At 49.3% G+C, this 13522-nt stretch carries 11 protein-coding genes; 10 read left to right on the forward strand and 1 reads right to left on the reverse strand.

Annotation, left to right across the window (positions count from 1 at the left end; genetic code table 11):
- Positions 1 to 65 precede the first annotated feature (65 nt).
- Complete coding sequence (locus R70723_RS16260) at positions 66 to 1238, reverse strand: glycoside hydrolase family 130 protein (RefSeq protein WP_039873444.1); 1173 nt, start codon at positions 1236 to 1238, stop codon at positions 66 to 68.
- 261 nt (positions 1239 to 1499) lie between these two features.
- On the opposite strand from R70723_RS16260, the gene R70723_RS16265 reads away from it, so the two are divergent.
- The 10 genes from R70723_RS16265 to R70723_RS16310 all read left to right on the forward strand — a co-directional run bounded on the left by R70723_RS16265 (position 1500) and on the right by R70723_RS16310 (position 13474).
- Complete coding sequence (locus R70723_RS16265; RefSeq protein ID WP_052421340.1) at positions 1500 to 2267, forward strand: response regulator transcription factor; 768 nt, start codon at positions 1500 to 1502, stop codon at positions 2265 to 2267.
- Positions 2268 to 2578: 311 nt separating this feature from the next.
- Entirely contained in the window at positions 2579 to 3949 is a 1371-nt protein-coding gene (locus tag R70723_RS16270; protein WP_039873446.1) for an ABC transporter substrate-binding protein, read from the forward strand.
- Between the two features lie 141 nt (positions 3950 to 4090).
- Entirely contained in the window at positions 4091 to 4972 is an 882-nt protein-coding gene (locus tag R70723_RS16275) for a carbohydrate ABC transporter permease (RefSeq protein WP_039878863.1), read from the forward strand.
- Between the two features lie 3 nt (positions 4973 to 4975).
- Positions 4976 to 5809 (forward strand): carbohydrate ABC transporter permease, encoded by an 834-nt coding sequence (locus R70723_RS16280; protein WP_039873449.1) that lies wholly within the window; start codon positions 4976 to 4978, stop codon positions 5807 to 5809.
- Positions 5810 to 5850: 41 nt separating this feature from the next.
- Positions 5851 to 6873 carry a glycoside hydrolase family 130 protein gene (locus R70723_RS16285; RefSeq protein ID WP_039873451.1) on the forward strand — a complete coding sequence of 341 codons (1023 nt, stop codon included), beginning with the start codon at positions 5851 to 5853 and terminating at the stop codon, positions 6871 to 6873.
- Positions 6874 to 6896: 23 nt separating this feature from the next.
- Positions 6897 to 7856: an acetylxylan esterase gene (locus tag R70723_RS16290; RefSeq protein ID WP_039873453.1), complete on the forward strand. Its 960-nt coding sequence runs from the start codon at positions 6897 to 6899 to the stop codon at positions 7854 to 7856.
- 167 nt (positions 7857 to 8023) lie between these two features.
- On the forward strand, positions 8024 to 9358 hold the full coding sequence (locus tag R70723_RS16295) for an ABC transporter substrate-binding protein (protein ID WP_039873455.1): 1335 nt from the start codon (positions 8024 to 8026) through the stop codon (positions 9356 to 9358).
- Between the two features lie 91 nt (positions 9359 to 9449).
- Positions 9450 to 11525 (forward strand): alpha-glucuronidase family glycosyl hydrolase, encoded by a 2076-nt coding sequence (locus R70723_RS16300; protein ID WP_039873457.1) that lies wholly within the window; start codon positions 9450 to 9452, stop codon positions 11523 to 11525.
- 144 nt (positions 11526 to 11669) lie between these two features.
- The gene (locus tag R70723_RS16305) at positions 11670 to 12632 is read left to right on the forward strand and encodes a carbohydrate ABC transporter permease (RefSeq protein WP_039873458.1); all 963 of its coding nucleotides are present in this window, start codon (positions 11670 to 11672) and stop codon (positions 12630 to 12632) included.
- Positions 12629 to 13474 carry a carbohydrate ABC transporter permease gene (locus tag R70723_RS16310; RefSeq protein WP_039873460.1) on the forward strand — a complete coding sequence of 282 codons (846 nt, stop codon included), beginning with the start codon at positions 12629 to 12631 and terminating at the stop codon, positions 13472 to 13474. Before R70723_RS16305 ends, R70723_RS16310 begins: the two co-directional genes overlap by 4 nt.
- Positions 13475 to 13522 lie beyond the last annotated feature (48 nt).

Below are 13522 nucleotides of genomic sequence, written 5' to 3' on the forward strand. Positions count from 1 at the left end.
AAGCAGCCCCGGACAGAAAGTCATTTCTGCCGGGGCTGTCTTTTGGAATACCCATAAGGTACAGATTACTGCTGCAGATTACGGTCTATCAGCTCAATGCGCTGCTGAACGCTGGCATAAGAGCGGAGCGGATCTTCCGGGGTATTCAGCACATAATCCAGCATCTGGTCAACTGTGGTGGTAGCGACATGTATGCGGGTATCCGATGAAGCGTAATAGATATAAATCTCTCCGTTGTCACGGGCAATAACACCGTTACAGAACACGACATTCGAAACATCCCCGACACGTTCTTCGCCGTCAGGGGCGATGAAATGGCCGCCGGGAGCATGGGTAACCTTGTTTGGCTGCTCCAGATCGGACAGGAAGGCGTAGAGCACGTAACGCAGACCGGCAGCTGTGTTGCGTACGCCATGAGCAATATGGAGCCAGCCTCGGGCCGTCTTGATCGGAGCCGGACCTTGTCCGTTCTTTACTTCCTTGATGGTATGGTAATAGCGCTGATCCATGATAGTTTCGCTGGTGATAACAGCATTCTCGATGGAGTCAGACAGGCCCCAGCCGATACCGCCGCCGGAGCCTGCGTCGATGAAGCCGTCCTGAGGGCGGGTGTAGAAGGCATATTTACCCTCTACGAATTCAGGGTGCAGGACAACATTGCGCTGCTGGGCAGAGCCGGTCTTGAGATCCGGCAGCCGTTCCCAGGTCTTGAGATCCTTGGTGCGGGTGATGCCGCACTGGGCTACAGCACTGGACAGGTCGCCGGGTGCAGCTTCCGGATCTTTGCGTTCAGTACAGAACAGCCCGTAAATCCATCCGTCGGCGTGTTTGACCAGACGCATATCATAGACATTGGTATCGGGAATTTCGGTCTCTGGCAGGACGACGGGGTGATCCCAGAAGCGGAAGCCGTCTACCCCGCTGCTGCTCTCAGCCACAGCAAAGAAGGACTTGCGGTCGTTGCCTTCTACACGGGCTACTATGTAGAATTTGCCGTCCAGTTCAATCGCACCCGGATTGAACACGCCGTTCACGCCGATTCTCTCAGCAAAATACGGATTGGTCACAGGATTAAAATCATAACGCCAGATTAAGGGGGCATGTTCTGCGGTCAGCAGCGGATATTGATAACGGTCATAGATCCCGTTGCCGAAAGACATCTTTTCATTTTTGCGGGCAATCAGCGTCTCGTAACGTCCTGTTAACAGGGCTTTGCGCTCTTCAAATACTGTTGTCATTACACTGTCTCCTTTTCTCACACTGTAAAATAAAAAATAACAAAATAGATATGTTATTATTTAAGTGTTATGTTAGTAATAACAAAACACATCTAAGTTATAACGGTTTTTTTAACGGATTACAAGAGGCGAATATGTAAGGTAAAGACAAGACTATAAAAATGCTGTACAACACATATTATCTTGAAGACATCAGGCCTATAATTAAAATGGTAGCGCCATCATTTTGCACATGTATTACAATTGGAGGCGATTGTCCAGGTGATCAGAATCATGATTGCGGATGATGAGGAGGTTATCCGCCGCGGGCTTGAGAAAATCACTTCCAGAATGGATCTGGAAGTGGAGGTTATCGGCTCGCACGGCAATGGAATGGAAGCATGGAACCAGCTTTCGACTATAACAGCGGAGGATATTGATCTGCTGATTACGGATATCAAGATGCCCCGGATGGACGGCTTCATGCTGATAGAAAAGGCCAGAGGCTGGATGAAGGATTTGCCGATCGCGGTACTGAGCGGTTTTAGTGATTTCGACTATGCCCGGCGGGCGATACGTTATGGCGTACTGGATTACCTGCTTAAGCCGATAGAAAAAGCACAGCTGTATGATCTGCTGAAGCGGGTGGAGGAGAATAAACAAAGCAGCTCTTCTGAACCTCAGCAGCTGGCCGTCCAGACTTCGGAAGGCGGGGAACATTACGTTGTCGAGCAGGCCAAAGGTATTCTTGAGAAGGAATACGGACACATTTTCGAGCTAGAGCGTCTCGCAGAGACAGTAGGGATGAATGCCAGTTATCTTAGCCGCCTGTTTAAATATAAGACGGGCCAGACGATTACTGATTATCTTATCGGCATACGGATTGCCAAAGCCAAAGAACTGCTGATCAACCAGCCTGATCTCAAAAATTACGAGATTGCCGAAAAGGTCGGGTACAGCGATCCTGTATATTTCAACAAGCTGTTTAAGAAAATATGCGGTGTGACACCCAAGGATTATAAAAGCGGTTGTAGAATGCCAAAAGTCTAGGCTGCTAATGCTGAACAAAATAGGGTAAATCTATCACCAGAGGGCGGAAAGCCCTCTTTTTCATTTTTATTTGCATATATTATTATTTTTATAAAAACAATAATAACAAATACAAGACCAGAAAAAACAATAGAAACCATCGTTTTCATGCTTTTTACGCATTATAATGTGTTTGTAAGCGATATCAACACACTTTCACAGAGTTAAAATGGAATATATAGCCCTTTAAAGGTGTTGGTCGTTTGGATCATCTATTTATTTGTTAGTTTATTTGTTATTACTATGTTTGAATGAAGAGAGGGGCTTTAACAATGAAAAAAACAAAAGCAATCACCGGTTTGGCAGCATTGACACTGATGGCGGGCTTATTCGCAGGCTGTTCATCAAACAATAATGCAGATAATGCTGCAGGAACCAACGCCGGAAATAATGGAGCCGGTACGGCAGCAACGGCAGCTCCCGAAGGAGACGGCGCAAAGGACCTGAAAGGCAATATCACAGTAATTACGCAGAGAACAGATATTGTTGATACCGTGTTCAAAGATTATGCAGCTAAATTTAATGAACAATATCCAAATGTCAAAGTGAACTTTGAAGCGCTCTCCACCTATGAGGACCAGATCAAGATCCGCATGAGCACCAATGATTACGGTGATGTGCTCCTGCTTCCTACAAGCGTAGCTATCAAGGACCTTCCGGATTTCTTTGAACCGCTGGGTCAAAAAGCCGAGCTGGAGCAGCAGTATACCGGTCTTGAGGAACGCAGTGTAGACGGAATTGCTTACGGGATTCCGATAACTGTTAACTACTCGGGAATCATCTACAACAAACAAGTGTTCAAGGATGCAGGCATCACTGAGGTTCCAAGAACCATTGAACAGTTCATGACTGCACTGCAGAGTATAAAAGACAAAACGGATGCTGTTCCGCTGTATACAAATTACGCGGCAGGCTGGACGCTGACCCAGTGGGAGGCCGTGCTGGCAACAGTTGCCGGCAACCGTGACTATGTAAATATTGCTCAAGTTGCTTCAGATGATAACTTTGTGCAGGGACAACCTCACTATGATCTGTACAAGGTAATGTATGATGCGGCAAAAAATGGCCTGATTGAAGAAGACCCTACAACAACCGACTGGGAGTCCTCCAAGGCTGATCTGGCCAACGGTAAAATCGGGACAATGGTTCTCGGTTCATGGGCGATTGGTCAAGTTAAAGGCTTGGCAACCAATCCTGATGATGTGGGCTTCATGCCGTTCCCTACGAATGCAGAGAAGGTGCTTGTACCTCTTGCTGACGATTATAACCTCGGGATCAGCATCCACAGTAAAAACAAAGAAGCAGCCAGAGCATGGGTTGACTGGTTTATAAATGAGTCGGGCTATCCGACAACTGAAGGCGGCGGCATGAGTCCTGTTAAGGGAGCTGAGCTTCCGGAAATCCTGAAGCAATTTGACGGTACAGAGGTTACATTTGATACCCTTGCCCCTGCCAAAGAGGGTGAAGAAGGCTGGGTTGATGCGATTGACAAGGAAGCTGAAATCGGACTTTGGCAGCCTGACTTCAAGAAAGTAATTATCGAAGCAGCAATCGGCAACCGCAAAGATTCTTACGATGACATCATGAAGGATCTGAACGATAAATGGAAAGCGGCAAGAGCTAAGGTTACAGCTGCCCAGTAAACCTGGAAGCTAACAGCAATCTAAGCAGAGTGATGACAGAATCAAGAGATCGGGGAGATGCGCTCGGCGTATTTTCCCCATCACTTTTGCAGCATTCATTGAGGATCTGGAGTAAGTAGCCTGTGTTTGTTCCTGGGAGGTGTGGAGAGAGTGTCCAACTTAAGTTATAAAAATCAGCGTATTTTGATCATCCTTTTATTCTCGCTAGTTCCGGTTGTCCTGCTGTTAACATTCTCATATCTGCCTGTTATTAAAATGTTCCAGTACAGCTTCACAAGCTGGGACGGCTTCAGCAAAAACATGGAGTACGTCGGGTTCGACAACTATAAGACGATTTTTACGAGACCGGAGTATTTTGCCGTATTTAAGGTCAGTCTGTATTATTTCTTTGCCACGTTTGTGCAGATGGGGCTGGCGCTCTATTTTGCGACGATTCTGAGCTTTAATGTCAGGCTGAAGAACTGGTTCAAAGGCATTTTGTTCTTTCCTACACTGCTTAACGGCGTGGCCATCGGTTTTATCTTCCTGTTCTTCTTCAAACCGGAAGGTACCTTGAACACACTGCTTGATCTGGCGGGCCTCGGAGCCTGGCAGCAGAAATGGCTGCTTAACCCGCATTTGATTAACATTTCGCTTGCGTTTGCTTCGGTGTGGAGATATATGGGAATGAACTTCATTATTTTCCTGGGTGCTATTTCATCGATCGGCAGCGATATTTATGAAGCCTCGGAGATTGACGGTGCCAACCGCTGGCACCAGTTCAGACATATTATTCTTCCGAGCATCAAGCGAATCCTTCAGCTCAATCTGATTCTGGCAGTAAGCGGGGCAATCGGCGTATTTGAAATTCCTTACGTCATGACCGGCGGTTCCAACGGCAGCAGTACCTTTGTCATTCAGACCGTAGACGTGGCATTTAAATACAGCAAGCTGGGTCTTGCTTCGGCAATGGCAGTAGTCCTGCTGGGTATTGTTATCATCGTAACGATTCTGCAGCGTGTTCTGATAAAGGAGGAGAAGTAAGAGATGCATACTATTAAATACAGCGCAGCCTCCTTCTTTAAATATCTTACTTTGGTTTTTGGAGCCCTTGCCGCCCTCATTCCGATTATTGTGGTCTTTTTCGCATCACTCAAAACCAATACCGAATACGCAAATACCGGTCCGCTTACTTTACCGGAGAACTGGCTTAATTTCAGCAATTACACCAAGGCCTTTGTTGACGGCAACATGCTGCTGGGCTTCATGAATACCATCATTATCGTGCTGATCTCTATAGCAGGAGCAACATTGACCGGATCAATGATGGCCTACATTCTGGCCCGCTTCAAATTCAAAGGCAGCAAGCTGCTGATGAGCGCTTTTCTGCTGGCAACCCTGATTCCAGGAGTAACAACACAGGTTGCCACCTTTCAGATCATCAATTCCCTTGATTTGTTTAACACGCGCTGGGCGCCGATCCTGATGTACCTGGGCACGGACATTATAGCTGTTTATATTTTCATGCAGTTCCTTGACTCCATTTCCGAATCGCTGGATGAATCGGCAATGCTAGACGGTGCCTCATATTGGACGATTTATTGGAGAATCATTCTGCCGCTGCTGAGTCCTGCAATTGTTACGGTCATCATTGTGAAGGGTGTCAACATCTATAACGACTTCTATACCCCCTTTCTGTATATGCCAAAAAGCAGCCTCCAGGTTGTTTCCACCGCGCTTTTTAAATTCAAGGGGCCCTACGGCTCACAATGGGAGGTAATCTGTGCGGCGATTATGATTGCCATTATCCCCACACTGATTGCTTTCATTGCCTTGCAAAAATATATTTACAACGGGTTTGCCCAAGGCTCGGTTAAATAATGCACGCTTACGCAGAACCAGAATTGAGAGGAGAATGAAAGATGAAACAAGTAGAACTGATAGGAACTAATCTGCCTAATATCCCTTGGCAGGAGCGGCCGGCCGGAAATGACAATCCGGTGTGGAGACATAATGATAACCCGGTTATCAGACGGAATCCGGCCAAAGGGGTAGCACGGATTTTTAACAGTGCCGTAATTGCTTATGAAGGCAGCTTCCTTGGCGTATTCCGTGTAGAGGACAACACGACCCGCCCTCATCTCCGGATGGGCTATAGTGCCGACGGACTGGACTGGAAGATCGAGGATGAGCCGATTCTGTTCACTGACGAAGCAGGCAACCCTTACGCACCACGCTATGCTTACGATCCGCGTCTGATCAAAGTGGAAGATACGTATTATATCATCTGGTGTACCGATTTTTATGGAGCAGCGATCGGGGTAGCCCGGACGCAAGACTTTAAAACCTTCGTCAGCCTGGAAAACCCGTTTCTGCCGTTTAACCGTAACGGGGTGCTGTTCCCCAAAAAAATAAACGGTAATTTTGTAATGCTGTCCCGTCCGAGCGACAGCGGACACACGCCGTTTGGTGATGTATTCCTGAGCGAAAGCCCTGACTTTGTCTATTGGGGGAAGCATCGTCATGTTATGAGCAAGGGCGGACAAGGCTGGTGGCAGAGCACCAAAATCGGCGGCGGCCCGGCGCCGATTGAAACGAGTGAAGGCTGGCTGATGTTCTATCATGGCGTAACTACTACCTGTAACGGTCTAGTGTACAGCATGGGGGCAGTTATTCTGGATAAGGACGAGCCCTCCAGAGTCAAATTCCGCTCCAGAAACTTCGTCCTGACCCCAGAAGAATGGTATGAGGAGAGAGGCTTCGTTAATAATGTGCTGTTCCCTTGCGCAGCCCTTACCGATGCTGAAACAGGCCGTATCGCCATTTACTATGGCGCTGCTGATACTTATGTTGGCGTAGTCTATACCACTGTTCAGGAAATCGTCAGCTATGTCATTGAAACCCATGAAGAAGTGGGTGACGATGCCGGGCTTGGCAAAATCTGAGCCGGGTATAAGGAGAAACATCTATGAACGAACGATCTTTGTCCCAATTGCAGGCCTATGAAGGGATCAGCCCGAAGCCGGCTGATTTCGACCGGTACTGGGAACGCGCCTTAAGTGAGTTGGATGCCCAGTCTTTGGAATATGAGCTGGTGCCCGCTGCATTTACAAGTGCGCTTGCGGAATGCTTCCATTTGTATTTTACCGGAGTAGGCGGAGCCAGAATTCACTGTAAATATGTAAGACCGAAGAACCAGAGCGAAGGAAAGGGACCCGGTGTTGTCATGTTTCACGGATATGCCTGTGACAGCGGCGACTGGTTCGAGAAGGCGGGTTATGCGGCTCACGGAATCAGCGTGCTGGCAATGGATTGCCGGGGCCAGGGCGGGACATCCGAGGATAACCTGACCGTTCAGGGCACGACGATCCGCGGTCATATCATCCGCGGAATTGATGATCCCGATGCGGATAACCTGTACTACCGGAATGTATTTCTGGATACAGCTCAGGCGGCACGAATTTTGATGGCCATGCCGGAGGTGGACCCGGAACGCGTCGGGGCGTTCGGACTGTCTCAGGGCGGCGGCCTTACGGTTGCCTGCGCTTCGCTGGAGCCGCGCATCAAAATAGCAGTGCCTGTCTATCCCTTTCTCTCCGACTATAAGCGGGCATGGGAAGCGAATATCACTGCGTCCGCCTATGAGGAGCTTAACTATTATTTCCGGTTCTTCGATCCGCATCATCTGCGTGAACAGGACATTTTTAACCGTCTCGGTTATATCGATATTCAAAATCTGGCTGACCGCATAAAAGGCAAGGTATTATGGGTCACCGGACTTATGGACCCGGTTTGTCCGCCATCGACACAGTTTGCTGCATATAACAAGATTATGGCACCCAAGGAATTGTTGGTCTATCACGAATACGGACATGAATACCTGCCGTATCTCGCAGACCGGACTCTGCAAATCTTTTTGACTCTGTAATGATATAGCACTTCTTCCCGGCTGCAGCCCTTATGACTTGTAAGGGCTGCAGCTATTTTCGTGCGATTTTAAAATAAATCGTGCATCACCCTCATATGAACTTCCATCTTTAATTGTTACTATAACGGTGTAGCAAGTGAATACAGATTATATTAGGAGGGTTAAAGATGTTGAAATGGAAGCGTTCTCTTACAGTGCTGGCCATGACGGCCTTGCTGGGAACGATGGCAGCCTGCGGAGGTAACGGAAACGGTGCTACAAACAAGGCTGAGCCTACTGCCGGACCTGCCAGCACTACTGCAGCGGCAACGGCTGCACCCAGCAATGAGCCTGTTAAACTGCGTATTATGTGGTGGGGCTCCCAGCCCCGGCATGAGGCAACCTTGGCTGCGCTGGAATTATACACTAAGAACAATCCTAATGTGACCTTCGAGCCGGAATATTCAGGTATGGATGGCTACCTGGATAAATTATCGACCCAGGCTGCAGCGAAAAATGCACCGGATATCGTTCAGCTTGATCCGGGCTGGATGCCGGACTGGATGTCCCGGGGCCAGTTAGCTGACCTGGCGCCTGAGGTGGATGTCAGTAAATTCGATGCCAAGCTGCTGTCCGGCGGACAGCTTGACGGCAAGCAGTTCGCTGTTCCGCTTGGCTCGGTAGCCTTCGGAATGGTATACGACAAGGCAGCTATGGATAAGCTCGGTATTGCAAATCCTTCTAACGGCTGGACATGGGATGATTTCTTCGCGCTGGCCAAGGAGTCCAAATCCAAGCTGCCTGACGGTCAATATTTCACCCTGGATTATGGCGGCAACTACTTTATGTACTCAGCCTACCAGTACGCCAAAGGCAAGGGGCAGGTCATTACAGATGACGGCCACTTTAACGTCGATCAGGCAGCCTATCTGGAGTGGACCAAGAAATTTGAAGAGCTGCGCAAGGAAGGGCTGGTTCCTCCGGCTGACGTAAATGCTTCCGATAAGGAAAATGATCCGCAAATGGATCTCCTAGCAGCGGGTAAGGTTCTGTTCCGGTACAGCTTCTCCAATAACCTTGGTACCTGGGACAGCATCAAGCCGGGTGCTTATGCCCTGGTAACGATGCCGCGTGCGGAGGAAGCTGGCGGTTGGCTGAAGCCGTCCATGTACCTGTCCGTTTCCGAAAACTCCAAGCATGCTGAGGAAGCCAAGAAATTCATTAACTGGTTCGTGAATGATCAGGAAGCAGGAAATATACTCAAGACTTTCCGCGGTCTTCCGGCCAACAAGGAAATTGCAACAGCTCTGGAAGCGAGCATGAGCGAGCTGGATAAGGTGGGGCTGGGCTTGCTCCGCGCTACAGAGCCGGACGGCCAGACCTGGTCAGCCGGAGCCGGCGGCTGGACCAACTTCATCGACAAGGACTGGGTGCTTGTCCGTGACCAGCTCAGCTTTGGTAAAGTGACACCGGAGAATGCTTTTGAGCAGCTGAAGGAAGCAGCCCAGTCTTACGAAAAATAGTTCAAGAACGAAAGCCCGGAGCATTTTGTTCCGGGCCTTGTTTTATTAAGAATTCCAATACGGTACAAAGGTTAGAGAGGATGTGTCACTCATGAATAACAATGTAGAATGTCAGCCGGGAGACGGGTATCTGGGCTGGCTGCAATACCGCCGTCCTGCGGCTGAAGAGCAGGTCCGGTATCAGGATTACCAGCATATTGTTGCCGCTGGCCAGGGAGATGCTGTTGTTCGTACGGCTGTGGACGAGCTGGCCCAGGGCCTGAAGGGAATCACAGGCAATGATATTTTGATCTCGAAGTCACGGGCAGCGGCCCCCAGTATCATTATTGGAACCTTCGGTACCTGCGCCGAGGTTGATGAGGCTTTCAGCAAGGAGGTGAGCTCTGCTGTTAAAGCGGAGGGCTATGCCATTCAAACCAACAGCCATACCGGAAGTATTGTTATTGGGGCCCTTACCTCTGCAGGGGTATTATATGGCGTATTTCATCTGCTGCGGATTATGGGGACAGGAGATTCTGTCCGGCAGTTAAATATTCTTGAGAATCCGGCCAATCAGCTGCGCATGATCAACCAGTGGGATAATATGGACGGCAGCGTGGAGCGGGGGTATGCCGGGCAATCCATCTTTTATGAGAATAACCGGGTCACAGGCAATCTTGAACGGATACAGGATTATGCCCGTCTGCTGGCCTCCGCCGGCATCAACGCCATTACGATCAATAATGTGAACGTGCATCAGACCGAGAGCCTGCTGCTCACGGATTTCCTGGCGGATGTAGCAACGCTGGCAGCCATTTTCCGCAGCTATGGCATCAAGCTGTTTCTGAGTATTAATTATGCCAGCACAATGGACATCGGAGGGCTGGAGACAGCAGATCCACTGGACCCTAATGTCCGGGATTGGTGGCGCATGGCAGCATCTGCTGTATATGAAGCTGTGCCTGATTTCGGGGGATTTCTGGTCAAAGCCGATTCGGAGAACCGGCCGGGACCATTCAGCTACGGCAGAGATCATGCAGACGGAGCCAATATGCTGGCTGAAGCGCTGAAGCCGTATGGCGGTATTGTCATCTGGCGCTGCTTCGTCTACAACTGCAAGCAGGACTGGCGTGACCGTGCCACCGACCGTGCAAGGGCAGCCTATGACCATTTTCAGCCGCTGGACGGACGCTTTATGGACAATGTCATTTTGCAGGTAAAGAATGGGCCGATTGACTTTCAGGTAAGAGAGCCTGTCTCGCCGCTGCTGGGTGCAATGCCAAAGACGAATCAGGTCATTGAATTCCAGATTGCCCAGGAGTATACCGGCCAGCAGCGCCATGTGTGCTATCTGGTGCCCCAGTGGAAGGAAATCCTGGATTTTGATACACAGCTCCACGGGGAAGCAACAACTGTACGGCGCATTGCGGATGGCTCTGTTCATGGCAATCCTTATAGCGGCTGTGCAGCCGTCTCTAATATAGGCAATGACAATAACTGGACGGGCCATCTGCTGGCGCAGGCCAATCTATACGGTTACGGCCGTCTTGCCTGGAATCCCGGACTCTCTGCCGGGGGGATAGCTGGGGAATGGATTACCCTTACTTTTGGCTTTAGCCCGGAGCATAAGCCGTTTCAGATCTTGTTAAGAATCCTAATGGATTCCTGGGAGATCTATGAAGCGTATACGGCCCCGCTGGGCGTCGGATATATGGTCAACCCTGAACATCATTACGGGCCTAATGTGGACGGATATGAGTATTCCATGTGGGGCACATATCACTTTGCGGATTGTCACGGAATTGGTGTTGACCGCACAGCTGCCACCGGAACAGGTTATACAGTCCAATACGCCAAGCCCAATATGGAAAAGTATGAGTCGCTGGAAAGCTGTCCGGATGACCTGCTGCTGTTCTTCCATCATGTGCCTTATACACATGTGCTGCATTCGGGTAAAACTGTGATCCAGCATATATATGACACGCATTTTGATGGCGCAGAGCGGGCATACGGGCTGCTGTCTGACTGGAAGCAAATGAAGGGACACGTAGATGAACAGGCGTACAGCCATGTTGAAGCGCGTCTTACAGAACAGGCAGGGCACAGTAAAGAGTGGCGGGACCGGATTAATACCTACTTCTTCCGGAAAAGCGGTATTCCCGACCTGCATGGAAGAACAATCTACTAATTATGCTGTTGGAGAGAGGCGGAGCAATCCGCTTCTTTTTTTCCCGTTATATTTTGAAAGAATTCGAGCATTCCCCTCCTTTAGGAGGACAAAAGCGGCCTATATACTTAAAGTATACAAATTAACCACAAGAGGTGACCACAGATGAACCGTTCCACAGCCGCCATAGCCAAAACTGCTGCGAGGCCGAAAAAGAGCTCCTATTTCAAAAGCAGATGGAACGCTCCGCTAGCAGGCTATTTGTTTATATCTCCCTGGCTGATCGGGTTTCTAGCGCTTACGGCGTACCCGTTATTTTTGTCCCTGTATTACTCTTTTACCGACTACACGCTGATGCAGCCGATGAACTGGATCGGAGCCCGCAACTATGAACGGATCTTTACAGCAGATCCCCGATTCGTCCAATCCGCCAAAGTCACCTTCATGTATGTGCTGGCTTCCGTGCCCTTAAAGCTGATAGCTGCTCTCCTTGTAGCTATGATTCTGAGTAAGGCTGTCAAAGGGATCAGCATCTACCGGACGGCCATTTATTTTCCGTCGTTGATCGGGGGCAGTATCGGGGTATCGCTGCTCTGGCGCAACATCTTTGGCGTGGACGGGGTTTTCAACAAGCTGATCGCTGTCTTCGGCTTTGAAGGAAAGGGCTGGATCACAAGCCCCGATACGGCGCTTGGTACGCTGATTCTGCTGACAGTCTGGCAATTCGGCTCAACGATGGTTATTTTCCTGGCAGGCCTGAAGCAAATTCCTAATGATCTGTATGAAGCCTCTTCCGTAGACGGGGCCAATAAAGTGACACAGTTCTTCAGAATTACACTGCCGATGCTTTCGCCGATTCTGTATTTCAACCTGATCATGTCTGTTATTAACGCCTTTCAAATGTTCACCTCCGCATTTGTCATTACGAACGGCGGCCCGATGAATTCTACTTATGTGTATGCAATGTATTTGTACGAGAGGGCCTTCAGCCGTTATGAGCTGGGGTATGCTTCAGCACTTGCCTGGATTATGCTTCTGGCGATTATTGCAGCTACACTGTTAATCTCTTATACCTCGAAGTATTGGGTATTCTATGAAGCAGACACTGGAGGGAGAAAACGTAAATGACCACATTAAAGATAAAGCCGGCGCTTCGTCATCTGTTCATGATTCTCTTCAGCTTCGTGATGGTCTATCCGGTGCTCTGGTGGATCGGCGCCTCGCTGAAGCATACTACTGAGCTTAACTCGCCGTCCATTTTCCCGTCTGTTCCGCAGTGGAGCAACTTCAGCAACGGCTGGAATTCGGTACCCGGACATACCTTCACTGATTTTTATCTGAATACCTTCGGCCTTGAGCTGGCGGTCATTGCTGCGACACTCCTGTCCACTACACTGGTTGCCTTCGGGTTTGCCAGACTGGATTTTCCGCTTAAAGGCTTCTGGTTTTCCATTCTGATGCTTACCTTGATGATGCCGGGACAAGTGCTGATTATCCCTCAGTATGCGTTGTTTTATCAGCTTGGCTGGGTAAATACATATCTCCCGTTCATTATCCCCCATCTGCTCGCAGGCGGGGCAGGCGGCAGCTTCTTCGTCTTCCTGCTGATCCAGTTTATACGCGGAGTTCCCAGAGAGCTTGACGAATCTGCCAAAATCGACGGCTGCTCCTGGTTCGGTATCTTCTGGAGAGTGGTAATGCCGCTTGCCTTTCCGGCCATCGTTACAGTGACGATCTTCTGCTTCCTGTGGAACTGGGATGACTTCCTGGGTCATCTCCTGTATATCAACACAGTAGACAAGTACACGGTCGGCCTGGCGCTGCGGATGATTAATGATTCCCAATCCGCCCAGGAATGGGGCCAGCTGCTTGCCATGTCACTTGTATCGATTCTACCGGCAACCATCGTGTTCATGTTCCTCCAGAAGTATTTTGTGGAAGGGATTGCAACAACGGGAATTAAAGGATAAGATGTAAAAACATTGGTCCGATAACGGTAAAGCCCCGAATCTCTTTCG

The organism is Paenibacillus sp. FSL R7-0273, from assembly GCF_000758625.1.
In the GTDB taxonomy this organism is placed as follows: domain Bacteria; phylum Bacillota; class Bacilli; order Paenibacillales; family Paenibacillaceae; genus Paenibacillus_AQ.